Raw genomic sequence first — 20,194 nt, forward strand, 5'->3', positions numbered from 1 at the left:
ACCGATCGCTACGTGCCATCGGGTGAATGCTGTTATTGCTGCACCCCGCGTGGGATACAGAGTGACAACACTCGCTATTTCCAGATCGCCTTGCTGTATCTCTCATGCGTCATCAGTTCCCAGTCTTTGCCGCTGTTTTTACTCAGTAGCCGCCAGAACAGGCCAATGTCGATTTTGAGATAGTCCGCGCCATTCGCTTTGATGCGCGTGAAGTTGTTCTTGCCACACCGGAACAGCGTCAGTTGCCTTACCGCTTTGCGGCGGTAAGGCTCTGGCACGTTGACCGGCGCGACAAGTCCATCAGTCAGCGTCTGGTTGCGTTGGCTCATGCCATCTTCCGCATTGCTGCGGGCTCTGGCTTTTTGTTGCTGTGCCAGCCATGTACGGCGTGCCAGATAGCGGTCAGTGACAAATCCATCTGCTCAGCGCATAGCATCATCACGTCGAGGCCATCGGCGCTGTCAGGATCGTCAATGCTGGCTTTCTGCCACTTGCGCCAGATCTCGGCATTGTCTTCATCGTTAAGTACCACGCCACGCCCCTTACGCACCTCAATACCTGCCATGCGGCGGCGCGCGGCGACTTCCACCGTGGAAAGGCCGAAGTAGTGCTGCATCAACTCGATAGAGCCGTTGAGCGCCAGCGCGCGATCGATGCGCTGCAGGCGTCTTTGCTCGCGTCGTGCCTGCTGCAACATCAGCGACAGGTTTTCGTGGTGAATGCGGAAGGTCAGCACCGACACCGGGCTGTTCATCAGGTAGTGCAGATCTTCAATGGTGAGGCCATGAAGCATCTGCATTTCCTCTGGCATCAAACCCAGCGCTTCGCAGCGGCGGATGTAGCCTGACTTGAGTTCCATCACTAACTGGGTAAGCAGGCCGTTGGTGGCCTGAGACAAGCTGTTACTCATCATCGTGATCTCCGGTTTTCAGTAATCTCAATCGACTAAACATGCCGCTCAGCTCTGGCGCTGCAGCTCACGCAGCCGCCGCAACGAGCGGATTAACTTCATGAAGGTTTGGGTCAAGGCATCATCAAAGCGCGGTTCGGCATCGCTGCTGCCAATCAGCAGCTCGCGCATCAGGTCCGGTAAGTCCTCATCGCATGCGCCGCCTGCCAGTGAGGAAAGCAGGCATGAAATCGGCGAGGCGCTGAGCTCTTCATCAATGCGATAGCCCGCCGAGTCAGCACTGTTATCCGGTATGACGGCTTCGCCATCGCTATCCGAATCGGCCAGCTCAAAGGCAAGGCGAAAGGCGATATTGCGCAGGTGATCGGCGTCATCCTGCAGAGTGGGGATAGACCAGAAATCCGGTGCAGCTGATTGAGTGTTGCCACTGGCAACAGTAGAAACCGCGCCAGATGTGTTGCCAGTGGCAACAGTAGAATCCGGCTCGGAGGTGTTGCCAGTGGCAACAGTGGAATTCGGTTCGGAAGTGTTGCCAGTGGCAACACCTGGTGTGGTTGGTGGTGGCGTTGGCTTGCGAACCGGCGAAGGCGCGCGCGGTGCTGTTTCCGGTTCAGGCTGCTGGTTCTTCTGCTGCAGCTGCGGCGCAACCGGTTCAGGTTCGCCAAACAGCTGGCGACGGTTTTGCTCACTGGGATCAAGCTCAATCAGCCAGCGGTCATAGTTCAGCGATGGATGCGGCAACGCGATGACCAGTTCGCCTATAAACTCGTCGCGGAACATCTCTAACGACCAGCTCTCCGGCGAATTGAAATGCGGGCACACTTTGGTCATCACGTTTTCAAACGTCACTTCCGGTTTGGCTTCAGCCGCGTAGTGATTCCATAATTTCTCGGCATCGCTGCGAAGCACCAACAAGGCGTTGATCTGCGGGCGGCCAAGACCGGATTCCAGCAGCGCCGGTAAATGTGGATAGAGATGACGGACGCAGCTGTCCATCCGGCTCAGACTGGAGTAACTAACCGGATAGCCTTGCTCGGTTAGCGCCGTGGCCAGCTCGCGCAGGGAAACCGCTTTGCCCGATTCATCTTCAATGATTTGGCGGGCGTTGCGGATGCCGATCGCTTTCTCGATAAAGCTCAGCTCGCCGCGCAGCTCGTTTTCAGCCAGATGGCCAATCACGCATTTGATGCGACCAGGCCACGGTTTGAACAGGCAATGCACGCGGTAGAAATGTTCGCTATGCGTCTCTGCCCACAGCTCACTCAGCGCCTGGTAACGCGTGTTGCCGCCGTCACTGAAAATGTAAGAGCCGGGATTGTCGGGATCGAGCGTGACTTTCGGCACGGTATCGAGGCCGCGCGCGCGAATCGACGCCTTAATATCGTCGAAACGGGGATTGCGGCTGGTTCGTGGATTATCTGGATTGGGGCGTAGCTGGTCCAGCGTCAGCACCATTGGCATTTCGCTGCCAGGCGCATCTGGCGTTGCCACAGTTAAAGTTGCTTCAGCCTGACGACCGCGTTTTAAAAGCGCATCTGTCAGATCGCTAGTGCGCTGTTTTGCCATCGCTGTCATGCCTGAGCCCTCCCATAACCGAAGTGATAGGAGTTGTTTTCAGCATTCGAAAAGCGCGTGTAGCGGCCATCATAGGCGGTTTTGACGGTGCCGATAGGGCCCTGGCGTTGCTTGCCGATGATGATTTCGGCGATGCCTTTTTCGGTGGAGTTCTCGTTATAAACTTCATCACGATAGATGAAGAGAATCAGGTCGGCGTCCTGTTCCAGCGCACCGGAATCACGCAGATCGCCGTTGTTTGGCCGCTTGTTGGGGCGCGATTCAACCTGACGATTTAGCTGGGATAACGCGACCAGCGGACATTTCAGCTCTTTGGCCAGCGCCTTCAGGCAGCGCGAGATCTCTGAAATTTCCTGCGTACGGTTTTCCTGCTCAGGCGCACGCATCAGCTGCAGGTAATCGACCAGAATTAGGCTCGGTTGCCCGTATTTACGGATGTAACGCCGCGCGCGGGCACGCAATAGCGCTGGAGTCTGGTCGCTGTTTTCATCGATAATCAGCCGATCTTTCCATGCTGTAACGCGCTCCATCGCCATGCTGATTCTGGCCCAGCATTCATCATCGAGCTGGCCGCTGCGCAGCAAATTCAGCTCAACCTGGCCCAGCATTGCAACCAGCCGCATCATCAACTGCTCGGCGGGCATTTCCAGGCTGAAGCAGAAAACTAAATTGCTCTCCAGCGCATCCAGCGCCGATTCGCACATCGCTAATGCCAGCGCCGTTTTGCCCATAGAGGGACGCGCGGCCAGCAGAATTAAATCGCCCGCCTGCAAGCCACAGGTCATCTGGTCGAGCTCGCGAAAACCCGACGGCGTGCCGGTGATTCCATTGCCGCCGGTCGTCTCTTCTAACCGAGTAAGCAACTGCGACATGCCATCGAGAACCGTGATTTCCTGATGCTGGCGCGCGTGGCCTTTTTCGGCAAGGTTGAACAGCTGGCTTTCGGCAACTTCGGTGATGTTGTTGGCGGTGGCGTTGGGAAGCTGCACGTCGCGCGTAAGTTGGTTGCCAAGCACATATAGCTGACGCAGCTGGCTCTTTTCGGCAATTATCCGCGCGTAAGCCAATATGTTAGCGGCACTCGGTGTGTTCTTGCTTAACTCGGCTAGGTAAGCAAACCCACCGCACTGATCAATGATGTTGTGACGTTCCAGTAACTCGCTGAGGGTGATCAGGTCAAATGGGTTATTGCCTCTGGCCAGCTCGTAGATGCCTTTGAAAATAGAGCGATGCGGTCCAGAGAAAAAATCTTCACGTTGAATCAGCGTAACCACATCATCCCAGCGATCGTTATCAAGCATTAGCGCGCCCAGCACCGCCTGCTCAGCATCAATGGAATGGGGCACATCGATTGGGTAGTTGCTGGACTTAGTCATGATTTACCTCCTTCACAAAACGTGAAAGAAGCGCATCAAACTGACCGCGCCATTCAGGAAACAATTCACACGCCAGGTTATGCATAGTTTGCAGTGCCGAATCACTTTTGCGCCGTGTCTGCGTTTCAAGCCGGTGCGCAGGTTCACCAGCAAAGTGGCCTGCTTTATAGATGTCGAGATCGTAGATTTGGGTGTTTAGCATCGACACGGAAATCTCGTCGGCATAGGGACTATATTTCCCCTCGCTGACAATCGTCTCCAGTTGGCCCAACGTGGTTTTTGCCAGTAAGGTGTAATCCATGCAATTCACCAGAATGCGTACTGCCGGAAGCGCTATGCCGTAGGAGGAGAGTGAGCGCAGCTGTTCGAACATCGCGATAGCACCGCGCAGAAATTCGCGGATGTCGGGCAACACAGGCTTCACTATCCCGATGGTTGTGTCAGTGGCAGCGAGTGCAATGAGTTCCAACATCACCGAACGCGCTCCCTGTGAATCAATAATGATCACGTCGTACTCATGGAACAGCGGATGCTGCAGAACGTTGCGCATGCGCAACCGGCCATCCGGCGCGTGTAGCATGGCAGTCAGTAAGTGGGCTTGCGGGTCGTTGGAGATGATGACGTCGAGATTAGGAATAAAGCTGTTGGAGATTATGTTGCTGGCATCGCCGAGATCTACCGACTGCATCAGCAGTTCGTATATGCCGCACGGCGCTTCATAGGTGAGTTGATAAATGCTGCTGGCGGTGGGCTGGCCAAAGTCGCCATCGATTAAAAGCGTCTTCAAACCTGCATCAGCGAGGAAGCCACAGAGGTTTGCGGCTTGCGTAGATTTGCCTTCTCCACCTTTAGTGGAAATTACGGGAAGTATTTTCATCATGCACATCCGAAAGTTATTCGGAGGTACATCTAAATCACGATGTTTTTAAGCTAATCGAAGCTGAATTTTCCCGCCCAGAATCAACCCTAAAGTCTGTGCAAGGGGATTGAAAATCCCCGTGTCCGTGGTTCGATTCCGCGTCCGGGCACCAACATTCTGAAAACCCAGCCTTTATGGCTGGGTTTTTGCTTTTGTGGGGGGTGAAAAGCTTCCAACCATCTACCGCCATCTTTCCCTGTTCTAAATCTCAATCATCCGTACATCTCCGCCAGGAAGCTCAACGTTCAAACTTAGCTTGCCGCCAAGTGCTTCCACGTATTTTTTAAACCGCGTGACATCGATAAATATTCGATTGACACAAGTAGAACGATCGTTCTACCTTGTTGCTATGAAAACAAACACCAGCTCGACACGAGACAAAATCCTTACCAGCGCTGAAAAGCTAATTTATGAAGAGGGTATTCATGCCACCAGCATGGCGCTGTTGGTTGAAACCTCTGGCGTGGCGCGGAAGAGTATTTATCATCATTTTGCTGATAAAGAGGCTATTGCCGCCGCCGTGCTGAATGCGCGCGACGTTCGCTGGATGGCGTGGTTCATTGATGAAACGGAGAAAAATGAGCATCCGCGAGGACGTATTATTGAGATGTTCAGCGTGCTGACGGAATGGTTTAAATCGCCGGAGTTTCGCGGTTGCGCTTTTATTAATACGGCAGGAGAAATAGGCAATCCAGCCGATCCGATTCGGGAAATTGCCCGCATTCATAAACAGAAGTTAAAAGATTACGTACTAATGCTGTGTGAACAGGCGCAATGCTCACAGCCGTCAATATTGGCGAATCAGTTATTAATTCTTATTGATGGCGCTATTACCGTTGCCAAAGTGATGGGCGACAGTGAGGCTGCTGAAAATGCCAAAGTAATTGCGATTTCATTATTGGATCAGGCTTGTCCTGAATAACGCTTTTAATAACCTGAGGCTTCATTATGTCTGCCAATAACCCAACGCGTCCACCGCTGCCGCCGTTTACCCGTGAAACCGCTATTGAAAAAGTAAGGTTGGCGGAAGATGGCTGGAACAGTCGCGATGCAGAACGCGTTTCTCTTGCTTATTCCGAAGATACGCAATGGCGTAATCGCGCCGAATTTGTCACTAATCGCGAAGAGTGCCGAGACTTTCTCTCGCGCAAGTGGAATAAAGAATTAGATTATCGCCTGATTAAAGAACTCTGGGCGTTTAATGACAATCGCATCGCGGTTCGTTACGCCTATGAATGGCATGATGATTCAGGAAACTGGTTCCGCTCCTATGGCAATGAAAATTGGGAATTTGGAGCGGATGGTTTAATGACCCGTCGATTCGCCAGTATCAATGATCTGCAAATTAAAGAATCTGAGCGTAAATTTCATTGGCCGCTCGGGCGTCGTCCAGACGATCATCCCGGCCTTTCTGAGTTGGGTTTGTAATAGCGTTCATTAGTTAAGTGCGAGTATAAGAGTTCTTTTCTGCCTTATTATTGGCTGACGCGTTTACCGTCTGCACCAATTACCACTTCGCCATCTTCCTTGGTGAACGGGCCCTGCTGCGGGTCTGGCAGGATGTTCAGAACCACTTCTGAAGGGCGGCAAAGCTTCGTACCCAGCGGCGTCACCACTATCGGGCGATTAATCAGAATCGGGTGAGCCAGCATGGCGTCCAGCAGCTGCTCGTCTGAGAAGCTGTCGCTGGCGAGGCCCAGCTGTTCATACGGTTCCGTATTTTTTCGCAGCAGCGCCCGCACGCCTGTTCCCATCGCTTCAATCAGCGCCTCAAGCGTTTTGCGCGTCGGCGGAGTTTCGAGGTAATGAATAACGGTCGGCTCCGCGCCGCTGTTACGGATCAGCGCCAGCGTATTACGCGAAGTGCCGCAGGCGGGATTGTGGTAAATGGTGATGTCAGACATGGTAAAACCTCGTGTCATGGGGCTGCATGCGCCGCCCCGGATTATCGTTAGATTGACAGACGCAGTGCGAGCGCGGCGAGCGTTACGGTCAGCACTGGCAACGTCATGACGATGCCGACCCGAAAATAGTAACCCCAGCTGATACGGATGTTTTTCTGTGCAAGGACATGCAGCCACAGCAGCGTTGCCAGGCTGCCAATCGGCGTGATTTTTGGACCGAGATCGCAGCCGATAATGTTGGCGTAAATCATCGCTTCACGCACAACACCTTGTGCCGAGCTGGCATCAATGGAAAGTGCGCCGATCAGCACCGTTGGCATATTGTTCATTATTGATGAGAGCAGTGCGGTGAGATAGCCGGTTCCCATCGCTGCGCCCCAAACACCCGAAGCGGAGAAATTGTTGAGCAGCGTGGTGAGATACTCCGTTAGTCCGGCATTACGCAGCCCGTAGACCACCAGATACATGCCCAGTGAAAACACCACGATCTGCCAGGGCGCATTGCGCAATACCTTGTGCGTATCAATCACATGGCCGTGCCGCGCGACCAGCCAGAGGATCAGTGCGCCGACAGCTGCGACAAGGCTGACTGGTACGCCGAGCGGTTCCAGCGCAAAAAAACCAGCCAGCAGTAAAATGAGCACCGCCCATCCGGTGCGGAAAGTCCTGATATCACGTATGGCGTCGCGAGGCGCTTTGAGCTTTGCCTCGTCATAATTCGCCGGGATTTCCTTACGGAAAAACAGCTGCAGCATAAACAGTGTTGCCAGCACCGAAGCCATGTTGACCGGCACCATAACCGCAGCGTAATCACTGAATCCCAGATGGAAAAAGTCCGCCGAAACGATATTGACCAGATTGGACACGATAAGCGGCAGGCTTGACGTATCAGCAATGAAACCCGCGGCCATCACGAATGCCAGCGTCGCACCACGGCTAAATCCGAGCGCCAGCAGCATGGCAATCACGATCGGTGTCAGAATCAGCGCCGCACCATCATTCGCAAACAGCGCCGCCACCGCCGCGCCCATCAGCACGATATAGGTGAACAGCAGTTTCCCGCTGCCGCCACCCCAGCGTGCAACGTGCAATGCCGCCCACTCAAAAAATCCCGATTCATCCAGCAGCAGGCTGATGATGATCACCGCAATGAACGTAGCCGTGGCGTTCCAGACTATCTGCCAGACCACGGGAATATCGCCGATATGTACCACCCCCGTCATCAGCGCCAGCGCGGCGCCGGCTACCGCGCTCCAACCAATACTGAGCCCGCGCGGCTGCCAGATAACGAAGATCAGGGTGAGGATAAAAATTGCGCCTGCCAGCAGCATGCTGCCTCCGTGTTTAATTATGTAGACATCAAACACATTCGTATAAACGAATGTGTTTGGCTAAATTTTTTTTACAGGCAGACAGCTCTGCCGTTAGTCGTGGCATGGTCCAGTTGAGAATGATCGGCCAGGTCACGAATTTCGTCGCGCTGACTCAGCCACGCCTGCTCAATGACGGAAGCCGCCCAAGCGGGCATGTGAGGAGACAGGCGATAGTGAATCCATTTGCCGTCGCGGCGGTCAATTAACAATCCGCTGGAACGCAGCATGGCTAAGTGGCGGGAAATCTTAGGTTGAGGAAGTTTGAGTACCTGAGTGAGTTCACACACGCACAATTCTCCTTTCTCTTTCAATAGCAAAACCAGGGTTAGGCGCGTTTCGTCCGAGAGGTTTTTAAACAGCAGCAGTGGGGTGAGTTGTGACATGCTGACTCCGGTGAGTTAAAAAAGAGAGTGTCTGATCAGAAAAAGGCTAAGTCAATAACATATTCGTTATTGTGAATGTGTTTGTCAGGGGCTTGCTAATTTTTCCCCTCAATAACGCTTTGACCGCATTTGCAGAAGAATCGAACGTTGTCTGTACTGTAGTTCAGCTCCAACCGAATTTTGTTCGGCCATTCCGGTGCTTACTACTTGTTCGAGGCAATCTGAAATGAATAAAAAGATCTTACTTAGTGCGGCTATCGCACTGGCTTTAGCCGGTAACGCTGTGTCCTGGGCTGCGCCTGCTGAGAAGGCAGCGCATCCTGCCACTACTCCCTTTCCTGCAGGAACGGTTATTACCAAAAACGCCGCGGTGGTGATCGCCAAAGATGCATATCTTTGGGCGTGGCCGATGGTTAACTCCTTTAATCGTCGGGCTTCTTTTGCCAAGGCACCTGAGCCAGGACTGAATGGCGGTATCCTGCCCGTCGCGCCGGTTGGCTATGTTTCTATGCTGCACAGCTACATCTCACCGATGCAACGTTGGGTCGCGCATCCCAATCAGGATGTGGTGTATGGATTTGGTTTTGGCGCGGTGGATGACGATCCGGTGGTGCTGCAAGTGCCTGATTTTGGCGATCGTTTCTGGGTCTATGCGCTTTATGATGCGCGCACCGATGAATTCTCCAAACTGGGCAAGCAATATGGCACCAAGCCGGGCAATTACCTAGTGGTTGGCCCGCATTGGAAAGGCAAAATCCCGGCAGGCATTACCAAAGTGATCCACTCTCCAACGGAATTTGTCGGCATGGGACCGCGTGTCTTTGTTAATGACGATGCCGCAGACCAAAACGCATTGCAGGCCGTGCTCAATCAGGTGGTGATTTATCCGCTGAGTAAGTACGACGGCAAAAAGAAAACTGTGGTGTGGAAAGACTCGCCGACGTTCCCGGCAGATTTGTCAGGTTCAAGTGAAATTAAATGGGTAGAGCCAACCACCTTCTTCGATGAACTGCCAGAAGTGTTAGCGAAAGTCCCGCCGTTACCGGGAGAAGAAGCCCGATATAGCGCCATCAACGCCATGCTGGCTGCCGCAAAAGCCGATCCCGCGATTAAAAAGGCGATAGATGACGCCGCTGTGGAAATGGAAGAGCAGGTCATTAAGCCGATGTTTGATTTCAAAACCAATGGTCAGGTGTTACCCAATGGCTGGAACACGCCATCTAACGGCGCGCGATGGGGATATGACTATTTAACCCGCACCGCAACCGCGAAATCGAATATGTATGTTAATCAGCCCGAAGAGACACGCTACTTCTTTGTGGAAGTCGATGCTGACGGCAAACGGTTGAATGGGACGCACAACTACACGCTGACTTTCCCGAAAGGACAAACGCCGCCGGTCAATGGTTTCTGGTCGTTGACGATGTATGATCCCCAGCATTTCTTCGCCAAAAACGAGTCGGGACGCTACTCGGTCGGCACCAAGAATCTGAAGGGAATGAAATACAACGATGATGGATCGTTAACCATTTATATTCAGAAAAGCAGCCCTGGCGATGATAAAGCCGGTAATTGGCTACCTGCGCCAGACAGTGATTTCGAAATGACCATTCGAACCTACTGGCCAAAAGAAGCGGTGTTAAATAAAACCTGGACGCCGCCTGCCGTGAAAGTGAGCAGCAATTAGGAATGGTTTAGGGCAACGTTAATTTGTTGCCCTTCTTGTTAACACCCTCAACTTTATTGATTTCATATCCATTTGACGTGCTTAGCGATTTTTTTCGAAATTGCTCAGTGCAAATCAATTCCTCACCTTTTTACTAACTCAAACTACACTGAAATTGCATGCCAAAAGGGCAGTATTCTCAATAAGTTCCAGCCGTTATATAGCCGTTTTATCCATGAATTTCAGCTTCTGGATAAGACGCGTATGCCGTTCAATACATTTCAGTTTTGTCATACCGAAAACGCCAAACCCAAAACAATAGGCAAGAAGCATTACCCCTTTTTAAATCCGTTCAGGAGGCAATCATGGCTATATCAAGACGCGGTTTCTATAAACTGGTGCTTGGCAGCGCCGCGGGGTTTGCGGTGATGAAACACGCTGCTGCCAGACAAGCGAAGGTGGTAGAAAAAATCCCGCTGCATCACGGCGCAGGCGATAAAGGTGAAACGCAGGGCGGATTTCCGCCAGCAGGCGCCACCTGTTCGATTGTGGATTTCGACTATCAGATTAAGTATCAGCGCGCGTTTGAGGCAGTATTGTGGAATATGCCAGCGGTGGCGATTTACAGCTTCCGCCGCGCCGCGTTCAACAATCTCGGCATGAAAGACAACGACATCATTGCCTATTCCCACACCGCCACGCCCAAACTCGAAGCGATTACTGCCAACAGCACCACGCCGTACATCTCTGCATTTACCGATTTGCAGCGTGGTCCAGTGGTGCTGGAAGTACCCGCAGCGAGTGCGGATGGCAGTCTTTATGGGCAGATCGTTGATGCCTGGCAGTTCACCATCGCCGATGTTGGGCCATCGGGCATGGATAAAGGGCAGGGCGGAAAATTTCTGCTCACGCCGCCCGGTTATAAAGAAGAGATCCCGCAAGGCTATTTGCATGTCGCTTCCCCCAATTACCGCATCGCCTTCGCTTTTCGTTCGGTGCCTGCCGTGGGTAAATCGGCGCAGGATGCCTACCAATACTCGAAAAAGCTGCGCATGTATTACCTCAGCGAAGCCGCTAATCCGCCAACCCAACGCTTTGTCGATCCCAGCAATCAGGTTTACCCCACGCTGCCGTTTTATGACGAACGCCACTTTGAGGATATGCATGCGGTCGCCAGCGTTGAACCGGCGCAAGAGCAGGATAAGGTGATGATGGGGATGCTGATGTCGCTGGGCATCGAGCGCGGCAAGCCGTTTAAACCGGATGACACCACGCGCAAAGCGATGCGTCAGGCGGCGATTGATGCGTGGTTTTACCTGCAACATTGGTTCGACAATTTTCCGCGCGAAAAACTGTTCTGGCCGGATCGTCATTACGCCTCGCTATTGCAGACGGATGAAAACAAGCGTTTTACCTTTGTGTATGAGGACAAAATCGATCTGATTAATCGCGCCGCAGAGTACTTCTGGTGTACCTACATGCCTAAGCAGCTGAGTGCGTCGCCCGCCACGCAATATCTGATGGCGATAGCCGACAGCGACGGGCAATTACTGCAAGCCGGGTTGATGTATCGCCTGACCGTGCCGGCGCAGATGCCGGTGAAACAGTTCTGGGCGCTAACCGTCTACAACCGCGACACCATGTCATTCATCTACAATTCGCTGGATCGCACCACGCTTTCCTCTTACGACCTCGACAAAATGAAGAAGAACGCCGATGGCAGCGTGACGATTTACATCGGCCCGCAGGCACCGGTTGGCCTGGAAAATAACTGGATCCCCACCAGCGGCAAGCGACCGTTACCGGCGATGCGCTTATATGGCCCAACCGATGAGCTCAACAACAAAACCTTCAAACTTGCTGATGTTGTGCGCGCCTGATAAACCGGAGTCGAAAATGAAAAGAACCTTGATTGCAATGCTGCTCACCACCGTTGCACTGCCGGCGATGGCGCAAATTAGCGATAAAACCGCCGAAGATGCTTACATCTACGGTTATTCGATGGATGAAGCCTACAAATTCTTTTATGAAACGGCGGTGAAAACCGATACACCAATGAACCGCTTCCAGAATATCCGTCATCTGGCAGACGATACCTACACCGATCATCCCACCATCAATAACGACACGCTGCACCTGCAAGGCTGGCTGGATGTTAGCGCGGAACCCGTGATTGTCAGCGTGCCGGATATGGATAAAGGACGTTATTGGATCCTGCACACCATGGATATGGGGCATTACACCACGTCAATGATTGGCTCGCGCACGCGCGGCACCACAGGCGGGCACTTCATGTTTGCCTCTCGTTCATGGAAAGGTGAAGTGCCGCCCAGTGTGACCGAAGTGATACGTGTTGATTCCGATATCGTCAAGCTGATGGGGCGCATCATGGCGACTAGCCCGGAAGACACCAAAAAAGCGCTGGGCTATATGGATGACTGGAATATCCGTACGCTCTCGGCTTATCTGGGCGAACCCGGTCCGAAAGCCACGGTGCATAACTGGCCAGATCTGGAAAAAACCAATTGGCTTCAACGGGTGAATTTCGTGCTGTGTCAGGGCGATATGGGCACGGTGGATAAGAAATGGATCGACCAATACAAAGCGGTTGGCATTGAACCCTGCAAAACCGATTTCACCGCCGAACAACTCGCCGCCGCTAAAAAAGGCGAAGAGTTGGGCATGGCGCACTTGAAACAACTTCAGCCAACCATGACGGTTTCCAAAGGTTTATTGGGAACGCGTGAAGAATTGCAAAATCAGAAACGCGATCTGTTCGCGGAAGGCACCTTAATCGGCCAATGGGGCTTGCCGCCGGAAGAGTCGGTTTATCTGCAAATCATCAAAGGTTCAGATGGCCAGAGCATTAACGGTTCCAATGGCAAAAAATATCGCCTTCACTTTAAAGCGCCAAACGTTACTCAGTTCTGGTCGTTCACGGTTTATGGTCTCGACAACATGTTGATGGCGCACAACGCGATTAACCGCCACAGCCGTGGCGACCGCACGCTGAAACCTGGTGCTGATAGCATGTACACCATCGATTTGAGCGCCAAAGGTGATGCCAATAACCCGAACTGGCTGCCAATTCCGGAGAAAGATGCCTATATCATCATGCGTCTTTACGGCCCGGATCAGGCGGCGATTGATGGCAAATACCCAACGCCGACGCTGGAAGTGGTGAAGTAAATTTCGCATATTTGAATTGAGCTATCCCCGCAAGAAAGATGCGGGGATAGTGTTCCTCTGAATTTCTTAACAGCCAAAATTAAATTGAAGTTTTTTGATGCTTATCACAAGGCTGAATGATTTTAAAAATATATTCACGCCTTAAAAATGGCGATTAAATACAGTTTCAATTTAGATGTTCATCTAATAATAAAGGTCGCTACTTGTTGAATTGTGTTGATATTTTTAATTTGTTTCTTTTTTATTGGAAGGTTTTTCGGTCGATTTATTAATGGTAGGTTTCAGTTATATCTTTATTTACATTATCTTTGGTAAGCATTATTTTATTTCTGCCACATTAACAGGCATCTAAAAGAAGTTTATATGAAAACGTTGAATGTGCAGGAAATGGCAATGGTCTCTGGTGCAGGGAATTTCTCCGATAAATCTACCGGCGGAAAAGTTAATAGCGATTCAAATGGTGGTCGCACTGGTGGCGCACCTAGCACCTGCGGCAATCAGGTTGGCATGGGGGCAATTATCGGCACTATCGGCGCCATAGCCTTGGGGCCAGCTGGAATGGGTGCGGTGGCGGTTGGCGCTGTTGTAGGTGGAGTGAGCGGCGGTTTGTCTTGCAACAATAGCCCATACGGCGGTAATGGTGGCAATAATAGCGGATCAAATAATATCGGCGGCCAGTGTACCTGGTAAAAGAGATCAACGATGAAAAAATTCAGTCTGGGTACCAGCGCCCGTGGTCTGATCGTTAATACACTTTGGATTTTTACTATATTTCCTCTTTCTAGTATCTCCGGTCCTTGTAGCCCAATGAATACGCAAGGGATATTGGGGGTTATATCGTGGATGTTAATGCTCATCGGTGCTTACGCTTTTTATTCCGGGCTGTTTCGCTTTTACGATTGGTTTAACAGTAATTAACCATGCAAGCTTCTCGATATTGATTGGGAAGCTTTTATCTTTCTGAGAATTTGTAAAGCAATGGCTAGCTTTTTCCGGCAGGAAGTGATCGAAAAAAAACGGGGGCGCTACCTGGGCGTGGTACTTGAGGTGACTTTTCTGAATAAAACTGCGGTAGTAAGCGCAACGCTATTCGTGGTGATCGCATTACTGCTGTTTCTTACTTTTGCGAGTTATACCAAAAGAAATTCCGTAGCAGGAGAAGTTGTCTCAACGCTAAGGCCTATTACTATTTCGTCGCAATATCAAGGCTATATCTCAGATGTTTACGTCACTGTAGCCAGTACCGTGGCTGCGGGACAAAAATTGTATCGCATCAATACCGGGAAAAGCATCAGTTCGGGAATAATCGGCGAACGTAGTATTACCGCGATTAAACACCAAATTGAAACCATAAAAGATATTGTATTGGGCTTAAAGACTCATCAAGCAAAAACGGAACACAATCTTGTTGAGCAACGCGATAAATATCTGGCGTTAAATGCATCATCCGAGGAACTACTCAAAAAATCAATAAAGGGTTTACACGCCTACGAAGTAACCTTGAATAACTATAGAAATTATCAGCAGCAGGGATTGATCACCAAAGATCAGTATATCTACCAACTTAATAACTACTTTCAACAGCAAAATATCTGGAATGGAATTAATAATCAGCACGTTCAGGAGCGTGTGCAAATTATTAATATAGAAGCAGATATTGCCTCTAAGAAGATTGAGTTTCAGAATCAAATATTGGAATACCAATTAAAACTGCAAGATCTAGACCGTCAACTTGCCGCGGTCGAGGCTGAGACCGATGTCTATGTTGTGGCGCCTTACGCTGGCAAGATCGAGAGTCTTAATATCGGTATTGGCCAATATGTGACCTTTAATGACGATCTCGCCCAAATGCTGCCTCATGCAGAAAATGAGTATCAATTAATTCTGTGGGTGCCAGACAAAAATATGCCTTATTTGCTCGAGGATGCTCCCGTTAGTATCCGTTATGACGCCTTTGCATGGCAAAAATTTGGTCAATTTAGCGGGAAGATCAGAGAGATCTCACGGGTGCCCGCTTCGATTAAGGAAATGAGTCACTACAGAAGTGCGCCAAGAGAAGAGTTGATTCGCTCTGGCGGTAATTATTTCAAAGTTGCGTGCTCAATGAAAAGCGATGGCATTATTTATAACGGTAGAATAATTCCCTTATCGAATGGACTCACCGCCAACGTGACACTTTATCTTGAGCAACGTCCTCTTTGGCAATGGATTCTCTCGCCCTTATATGACGTCAAAGAGAGTGTTTCCGGGCCAGCGGTATGAGCGAGCAGCAAGAGAGATTAAATCTATGCTGGAAGAAAACGCCACCGGTTATTTTACAAACGGAAAGTGCCGAATGCGGACTGGCTGCGCTGCTGATGGTGTTTAATCATTATGGTTTTGCGATGGATCTGGTTCACTTGAGAAACCAGCATGCGATTTCTTCGCACGGGCTAAATCTCGTCAATATCAATCAGATCGCACAGCATTACCAGTTTGATACCCATCCGGTTTCCATTGAAATGGCAGAAATCTCTCAACTCCGGCTTCCCTGTATTCTGCATTGGGATTTAACCCATTTTGTGGTGCTGATAAAAGTATCGAAAAATCGCTTTGTGATTAATGACCCTGCTCTAGGGCGCATGGTGTTATCAGCGAACAAATTCTCTGAGCATTTTACTGGCGTCGCTTTACAATTGTGGCCCGGAACACGCTTTAAACAATCCGAGGTGCCAGTCGAAAAAATAAAAATACGGCAATTGTTTGGTAGTATTACGGGTCTAAAAGCTGCATTGATTATTGATGGTGGCTTATTCACCGTTGCTGTTTTTGTTGGTGTTCTCTTTTTCCTTAATTTATGTCGTGATGCGCATTCTGACGTTTGATTATTATCGACGAATTGCTGAAGAACAGATCATTAAAAGTGCCACGCAGCATTCCCACTTCATGGAGACCTTATATGGGATTGCCACGGTCAAAAGCATGAATATGCACGAGCAACGTGCGGGTCGATGGTTTAACTTGAATATCAGTGAGCTGAATATTGGCATAAAGAATGCGAAGTTTGGCTTGATTTATAGTGCAGCTTACACATTGATTGGATCTTTAGATAATGTTTTGATTCTATGGATCGGTACGCATGGGGTAATGAACGGCGAACTTTCATTAGGTATGTTACTGGCTTTTACTTTCTATCGCAGCGAGTTTTCAGCGCGCACCAGCAACATCATTAATATGCTGCTTGAACTTAAAATGATAAGTCTGCATAGGGAGCGAGTGTCAGATATTTTGCTTACGCCAACCGAAGTCACTGCGACAATGTTGCCAGCCAAAAATAGCGACGTCAGTTTCAATATTCGTGCTGAAAATCTCTCTTTTCGTTATGATGATTTCACTCCGGCGGTATTTGAGCAACTCTCTATCATCATTCCCGCAGGGAAAAGCGTGGCGATTGTCGGTGCATCCGGTTGTGGAAAAAAGACCTTACTTAAAGTGCTATGCGGTTTAATATTACCCAGCAGTGGGAAGATCACCTTGAACGGCATTGAGTTACAGCGATTCGGATTGAAAAATTACCGGGAGAATGTTGCCTGCGTATTACAGGATGACAAATTACTCTCTGGAACCATTGAGGAAAATATCAGCGCATTCTCGTCACAACTTGATAGAGAGTGGCTGGTGAAGTGTGCTGAATTAGCCTGCATCCACGATGATATTATGGCGCTACCGATGCAATATTCGACCTATCTTGGCGAACTCGGTGGCTCTATTTCTGGCGGACAGAAACAGCGTTTAATGATTGCCCGCGCATTATATCGGCGTCCCAAAATTTTATTTATGGATGAATCCACCAGCCATCTTGATGCGATCAATGAAGCAAGAATCAATCAGGCGATTGCCGCCATGAATATGACCCGTGTGATTGTGGCACATCGGCAAAGCACCATTGATTCTGCGGATGAAGTTTTTGATATGAGTGTAAATAACACCAGGATTTAAAATAGGTGTAATTATTGGTCACCATAAATGGCGACCCTACAAAAATCGTTAATATGGTCACCATAAATGACGTAGCCAAAAACTTGCCCGTAGGGTCGCCATTTATGGTGACCGCTAAATTCTCGTGCCCAAACTCTGCTTTAAATCTCTAACTGAATGCCTTCGGCATCGTCTTCTTGCTGCGCAGGCATCGCGCAGCAAATCAGCACTTCATCCTCCGCCACTTGGGCGCTTGGCTGCGTTTGATAGGTCACCGCGCCGCGCAGCAGTTTGGTTTTGCAACTGCCGCAGTATCCAGCGCGACAGCTAAATACCGGGCTGAGTCCCCGCGCTTCGGCCAAATCCAACAATGAACCCGATCCCGGCGTCCAGCGCGCTTCTTTTAATGAGTTCATAAACTTTACCGGCACCGCTTGCGTGGCGACCGGCGGCAAGGGTGTTTCAGCTACAGCGCTATCAGGAGTGCGCTGCAACGACGAAGGGCCAAACGCTTCAGCATGGATACGATTATCCGCAATATTCAACGCGCGCAAACCATCGTACAGCGCTTGGGTAAAGGTCGGCGGGCCGCACAAATAGAAATCGTAATCGTTAAACGGCAGCACCTGCGTGAGCAGCGCCGTATCAATGCGTCCGGCAAAATCGTAATCAAATCCCTCTTCAGCATCGCTGGTTTGGCTTAGCACGCGCACCAGATTGACCGCACCTTGCGCCGCCGCCAATAGCTGATCGAGTTCACGTACAAACGGGCGCTCGGCTTTGCTGCGCGCCGATTGGAACAGGAACACCGGTCGCATCCGCTGCTTGCGTTGCCCTTCATAAACCAGATGCCGCAGCATCGCTAACATCGGCGTGATGCCAACACCCGCCGCCAGCAACACCGCCGGACGCATTTGATTGGCATCGATGGTGAAATCACCGCCAGGCGCACGCACTTCCAGCGTATCGCCAACCGCGAGGTGTTGATGCAGAAAACTCGATACCACGCCGTCGCGCTTGACGCTGATGCGATAAAAACCGTCCGACGGTGCGGCCGAGAGCGTATAAGTGCGTATCTGTGTTTTATCGCTGCCGGGAAGCTGCACGCGAATCGGCAGATGTTGTCCCGCCAGATGCGGTAACAATCCGGCGCCATCATCCGGCAATAAATGAAACGAGCGAATAGTGACGCTCTCATCCACCACCTTAGTGACGCGGAATGGACGCCAGCGAGTCGCCAGTTCGCTGGCGCGTAAACGCTCGGCAGCGGCTTGCCAATCGCCGGTCATTAACGCGCTGGGCGCAGCGCCATCAGATTGGGTTTGCCAGCGCAAGGCGAGGGCGGCACGGCGGCGCACAATTCGGCGCGGGCGGAAAGTCCATAAACGTTCGGCCCCTTGAAAAGCAGCGATCTCCGGCGAATCGAAAATCACCTCGGCATCGCCGCTGATTTGCAGCGTGTCGCCGTTGGCATAATCGACAAACAGTAAACCCGCTTTGCCATTTTGATAGATATTGCCGAGCGTGTTGAAAAACAGATTGCCGTTGAAATCGGGAATGGTCAGCAGGCCATCTTCCGCCACGCGCACAAAACCTGGTTTGCCGCCGCGATGCGATGCATCTACGCTCTGCGCGGCATAAGTGGCGACGTAAAACGCATCAGCGTTGGAAATCGTGGCGCGTGCGGCGTCATCCAAAGCGGCGAGGTTTTCCACTTCACCGCGATAAGGTTCTGCTGGATCGCGTGCGAAACGGAAGTCGCGCAGCTGGATGTAGCGCGGACAGTTGCCAAAACTCTGCTCGACCTGCACACGAAAGCCACCGCCAATCGCCTGTAGCACGCCGTTCATGCGGTTGCGGCGACGCGTATGCAGTTCAATGCCGAGCAAGCCAATCGGCGCACCATCCTGCATGCCTGCGGCGGCCGGATCGCTGGGGTCAGGACGCGCCGCGATGTCCAGCGTGCTGGCGTTGGGAGAGAAGATAAAGCCAGGCTGGCCCTCCAGCAGCGTTGCCCAGGCATCGCCGTGCGCATCCACGCTGCCGGCAACAATAAACGGCAACTGCGCGTAGAAATCGCGATGCTGATCGGGCATGTGATCGCGCACCACACGCTGGCCGACTTCCGCCATACGTTCCGCCACGCCCGCTTGTTGTTGCAGCGCGATTTCGCCCTGATGCCAAACCTGACGTTTCTCACCCATGATCGTCACTCACGCGATGCTGCGCAGGCCGGCAGCGGTTTGGGGGAAAGCCACAAAACCTGGCAGCGCTTCGATGCGGCGCAGCAAGCCATTCACCGCCGGATAACCTGACAAGTTCACATTGCCTTCCGGCGCGCCAACGATGTAGCTGTATTGGGCGATGTCGGCGATAGTGGGGCGATCGCCAACCAGCCATTCACGGTCTTTGAGGTGATTTTCGATGCGCGTTAACACCAGATGCGCACGGGTGATCACCTCTTCGGGATTGAAAGGGCGACCAAACACGGTAATCAAACGCGCCGCCGCCGGGCCAAACGCCAGATCGCCTGCCGCCACCGACAGCCAGCGCTGCACTTGTGCCGCGCCAAGGGCATCTTCTGGCAGCCATTCGCTGCGCCCGGTTTTCTTCGCCAGATAAACCAGAATGGCGTTGGAATCGGCAATAAATTGGCCATCATCTTCCAGCACCGGCACTTGACCAAACGGGTTCATGGCGAGGAATTCTGGTGTCAGATGTTCACCCGCTTTGAGATCGACATCGACGATTTCATGCGGCACATCAAGCAATGACAGGAACAGACGAGCGCGGTGTGCATGGCCTGAAAGCGGGAAATGGTAGAGCTTCATGAGCGATTCCTCAGGTTGTGCCCGGGATGATCCCGGGCGATAACGCAAGGTTCGCACAGCGCAATCCGCGGCAGAATAGCTGGGTTTGCGAAGTCATTATTGCGGAAAGTG

The 20,194-nt window shown here is 51.4% G+C and carries 19 protein-coding genes; 9 read left to right on the top strand and 10 right to left on the bottom strand.

What is annotated here, in order from left to right:
* Window positions 1-74: 74 nt before the first annotated feature.
* The 5 genes from ACPUC7_RS06210 to ACPUC7_RS06230 are packed head-to-tail and all read right to left on the bottom strand — an operon-like array spanning window position 75 to window position 4,738.
* Window positions 75-329 carry a ParE family toxin-like protein gene (locus tag ACPUC7_RS06210; protein ID WP_154181861.1) on the bottom strand — a complete coding sequence of 85 codons (255 nt, stop codon included), beginning with the start codon at window positions 327-329 and terminating at the stop codon, window positions 75-77.
* A complete protein-coding gene (locus ACPUC7_RS06215; RefSeq protein ID WP_091003683.1) occupies window positions 326-910 on the bottom strand; it encodes a DUF2857 domain-containing protein in 585 nt (194 codons plus the stop codon). The genes ACPUC7_RS06210 and ACPUC7_RS06215 overlap by 4 nt, the downstream gene beginning before the upstream one ends.
* Before the next feature lie 48 nt (window positions 911-958).
* Window positions 959-2,485 carry a ParB family protein gene (locus tag ACPUC7_RS06220; protein WP_494922176.1) on the bottom strand — a complete coding sequence of 509 codons (1,527 nt, stop codon included), beginning with the start codon at window positions 2,483-2,485 and terminating at the stop codon, window positions 959-961.
* Window positions 2,482-3,861 carry an SPI-7-type island replicative DNA helicase gene (gene dnaB-PI / locus ACPUC7_RS06225; RefSeq protein ID WP_494922177.1) on the bottom strand — a complete coding sequence of 460 codons (1,380 nt, stop codon included), beginning with the start codon at window positions 3,859-3,861 and terminating at the stop codon, window positions 2,482-2,484. The genes ACPUC7_RS06220 and dnaB-PI overlap by 4 nt, the downstream gene beginning before the upstream one ends.
* Window positions 3,854-4,738: a ParA family protein gene (locus ACPUC7_RS06230; protein ID WP_494922386.1), complete on the bottom strand. Its 885-nt coding sequence runs from the start codon at window positions 4,736-4,738 to the stop codon at window positions 3,854-3,856. Before ACPUC7_RS06230 ends, dnaB-PI begins: the two co-directional genes overlap by 8 nt.
* A 391-nt stretch (window positions 4,739-5,129) precedes the next feature.
* On the opposite strand from ACPUC7_RS06230, the gene ACPUC7_RS06235 reads away from it, so the two are divergent.
* Window positions 5,130-5,702 carry a TetR/AcrR family transcriptional regulator gene (locus tag ACPUC7_RS06235; RefSeq protein ID WP_494922178.1) on the top strand — a complete coding sequence of 191 codons (573 nt, stop codon included), beginning with the start codon at window positions 5,130-5,132 and terminating at the stop codon, window positions 5,700-5,702.
* A gap of 26 nt (window positions 5,703-5,728) precedes the next feature.
* The gene (locus ACPUC7_RS06240; RefSeq protein ID WP_494922179.1) at window positions 5,729-6,208 is read left to right on the top strand and encodes a nuclear transport factor 2 family protein; all 480 of its coding nucleotides are present in this window, start codon (window positions 5,729-5,731) and stop codon (window positions 6,206-6,208) included.
* Between the two features lie 47 nt (window positions 6,209-6,255).
* Here the strand turns inward: ACPUC7_RS06240 and arsC are convergent, their stop codons facing one another.
* The 3 genes from arsC to ACPUC7_RS06255 form a co-directional block, all read right to left on the bottom strand.
* Window positions 6,256-6,684, bottom strand: a complete 429-nt coding sequence (arsC, locus tag ACPUC7_RS06245) for a glutaredoxin-dependent arsenate reductase (RefSeq protein ID WP_494922180.1) — start codon at window positions 6,682-6,684, stop codon at window positions 6,256-6,258.
* 47 nt (window positions 6,685-6,731) lie between these two features.
* Window positions 6,732-8,015, bottom strand: a complete 1,284-nt coding sequence (locus tag ACPUC7_RS06250) for an arsenic transporter (RefSeq protein ID WP_494922181.1) — start codon at window positions 8,013-8,015, stop codon at window positions 6,732-6,734.
* 71 nt (window positions 8,016-8,086) lie between these two features.
* The gene (locus tag ACPUC7_RS06255) at window positions 8,087-8,440 is read right to left on the bottom strand and encodes a metalloregulator ArsR/SmtB family transcription factor (protein ID WP_494922182.1); all 354 of its coding nucleotides are present in this window, start codon (window positions 8,438-8,440) and stop codon (window positions 8,087-8,089) included.
* A 226-nt stretch (window positions 8,441-8,666) separates the two neighbouring features.
* Between ACPUC7_RS06255 and ACPUC7_RS06260 the strand changes: the two genes are divergently transcribed.
* The 7 genes from ACPUC7_RS06260 (at window position 8,667) to ACPUC7_RS06290 (ending at window position 17,273) form a co-directional block, all read left to right on the top strand.
* The gene (locus ACPUC7_RS06260; RefSeq protein WP_494922183.1) at window positions 8,667-10,127 is read left to right on the top strand and encodes a DUF1254 domain-containing protein; all 1,461 of its coding nucleotides are present in this window, start codon (window positions 8,667-8,669) and stop codon (window positions 10,125-10,127) included.
* A gap of 344 nt (window positions 10,128-10,471) precedes the next feature.
* On the top strand, window positions 10,472-11,986 hold the full coding sequence (locus tag ACPUC7_RS06265) for a DUF1254 domain-containing protein (protein WP_494922184.1): 1,515 nt from the start codon (window positions 10,472-10,474) through the stop codon (window positions 11,984-11,986).
* Window positions 11,987-12,002: 16 nt separating this feature from the next.
* Window positions 12,003-13,295, top strand: coding sequence for a DUF1254 domain-containing protein (locus ACPUC7_RS06270; protein ID WP_494922185.1), 1,293 nt, complete (start codon window positions 12,003-12,005; stop codon window positions 13,293-13,295).
* Window positions 13,296-13,658: 363 nt separating this feature from the next.
* Window positions 13,659-13,985: a hypothetical protein gene (locus tag ACPUC7_RS06275; RefSeq protein WP_494922186.1), complete on the top strand. Its 327-nt coding sequence runs from the start codon at window positions 13,659-13,661 to the stop codon at window positions 13,983-13,985.
* Window positions 13,986-14,273: 288 nt separating this feature from the next.
* The gene (locus ACPUC7_RS06280; RefSeq protein WP_494922187.1) at window positions 14,274-15,557 is read left to right on the top strand and encodes an HlyD family secretion protein; all 1,284 of its coding nucleotides are present in this window, start codon (window positions 14,274-14,276) and stop codon (window positions 15,555-15,557) included.
* Window positions 15,554-16,159: a cysteine peptidase family C39 domain-containing protein gene (locus ACPUC7_RS06285; protein WP_494922188.1), complete on the top strand. Its 606-nt coding sequence runs from the start codon at window positions 15,554-15,556 to the stop codon at window positions 16,157-16,159. Before ACPUC7_RS06280 ends, ACPUC7_RS06285 begins: the two co-directional genes overlap by 4 nt.
* Complete coding sequence (locus tag ACPUC7_RS06290; RefSeq protein WP_494922189.1) at window positions 16,077-17,273, top strand: peptidase domain-containing ABC transporter; 1,197 nt, start codon at window positions 16,077-16,079, stop codon at window positions 17,271-17,273. The genes ACPUC7_RS06285 and ACPUC7_RS06290 overlap by 83 nt, the downstream gene beginning before the upstream one ends.
* A 140-nt stretch (window positions 17,274-17,413) precedes the next feature.
* Here the strand turns inward: ACPUC7_RS06290 and ACPUC7_RS06295 are convergent, their stop codons facing one another.
* Together ACPUC7_RS06295 and ACPUC7_RS06300 are read right to left on the bottom strand one after the other, a co-directional pair.
* Window positions 17,414-19,456, bottom strand: coding sequence for a 2Fe-2S iron-sulfur cluster-binding protein (locus ACPUC7_RS06295; RefSeq protein ID WP_494922190.1), 2,043 nt, complete (start codon window positions 19,454-19,456; stop codon window positions 17,414-17,416).
* Window positions 19,457-19,465: 9 nt separating this feature from the next.
* Window positions 19,466-20,083 (bottom strand): glutathione S-transferase family protein, encoded by a 618-nt coding sequence (locus tag ACPUC7_RS06300; RefSeq protein WP_494922191.1) that lies wholly within the window; start codon window positions 20,081-20,083, stop codon window positions 19,466-19,468.
* Window positions 20,084-20,194 lie beyond the last annotated feature (111 nt).

It is taken from the genome of Pantoea sp. CFCC18179, assembly GCF_059412405.1.

Excerpts from the sequence above, each read along its gene's own strand:
- ACPUC7_RS06240 (WP_494922179.1), top strand. The coding sequence starts at position 5,729 with ATGTCTGCCAATAACCCAACGCGTCCACCGCTGCCGCCGTTTACCCGT.
- ACPUC7_RS06250 (WP_494922181.1), bottom strand. The coding sequence starts at position 8,015 with ATGCTGCTGGCAGGCGCAATTTTTATCCTCACCCTGATCTTCGTTATC.
- arsC (WP_494922180.1), bottom strand. The coding sequence starts at position 6,684 with ATGTCTGACATCACCATTTACCACAATCCCGCCTGCGGCACTTCGCGT.
- ACPUC7_RS06215 (WP_091003683.1), bottom strand. The coding sequence starts at position 910 with ATGAGTAACAGCTTGTCTCAGGCCACCAACGGCCTGCTTACCCAGTTA.
- ACPUC7_RS06235 (WP_494922178.1), top strand. The coding sequence starts at position 5,130 with ATGAAAACAAACACCAGCTCGACACGAGACAAAATCCTTACCAGCGCT.
- ACPUC7_RS06270 (WP_494922185.1), top strand. The coding sequence starts at position 12,003 with ATGAAAAGAACCTTGATTGCAATGCTGCTCACCACCGTTGCACTGCCG.
- ACPUC7_RS06290 (WP_494922189.1), top strand. The coding sequence starts at position 16,077 with ATGGTGGCTTATTCACCGTTGCTGTTTTTGTTGGTGTTCTCTTTTTCC.
- ACPUC7_RS06210 (WP_154181861.1), bottom strand. The coding sequence starts at position 329 with ATGAGCCAACGCAACCAGACGCTGACTGATGGACTTGTCGCGCCGGTC.
- ACPUC7_RS06295 (WP_494922190.1), bottom strand. The coding sequence starts at position 19,456 with ATGGGTGAGAAACGTCAGGTTTGGCATCAGGGCGAAATCGCGCTGCAA.
- ACPUC7_RS06230 (WP_494922386.1), bottom strand. The coding sequence starts at position 4,738 with ATGAAAATACTTCCCGTAATTTCCACTAAAGGTGGAGAAGGCAAATCT.
- ACPUC7_RS06280 (WP_494922187.1), top strand. The coding sequence starts at position 14,274 with ATGGCTAGCTTTTTCCGGCAGGAAGTGATCGAAAAAAAACGGGGGCGC.
- ACPUC7_RS06285 (WP_494922188.1), top strand. The coding sequence starts at position 15,554 with ATGAGCGAGCAGCAAGAGAGATTAAATCTATGCTGGAAGAAAACGCCA.
- ACPUC7_RS06220 (WP_494922176.1), bottom strand. The coding sequence starts at position 2,485 with ATGACAGCGATGGCAAAACAGCGCACTAGCGATCTGACAGATGCGCTT.
- ACPUC7_RS06255 (WP_494922182.1), bottom strand. The coding sequence starts at position 8,440 with ATGTCACAACTCACCCCACTGCTGCTGTTTAAAAACCTCTCGGACGAA.
- ACPUC7_RS06300 (WP_494922191.1), bottom strand. The coding sequence starts at position 20,083 with ATGAAGCTCTACCATTTCCCGCTTTCAGGCCATGCACACCGCGCTCGT.
- ACPUC7_RS06260 (WP_494922183.1), top strand. The coding sequence starts at position 8,667 with ATGAATAAAAAGATCTTACTTAGTGCGGCTATCGCACTGGCTTTAGCC.
- ACPUC7_RS06275 (WP_494922186.1), top strand. The coding sequence starts at position 13,659 with ATGAAAACGTTGAATGTGCAGGAAATGGCAATGGTCTCTGGTGCAGGG.
- ACPUC7_RS06265 (WP_494922184.1), top strand. The coding sequence starts at position 10,472 with ATGGCTATATCAAGACGCGGTTTCTATAAACTGGTGCTTGGCAGCGCC.
- dnaB-PI (WP_494922177.1), bottom strand. The coding sequence starts at position 3,861 with ATGACTAAGTCCAGCAACTACCCAATCGATGTGCCCCATTCCATTGAT.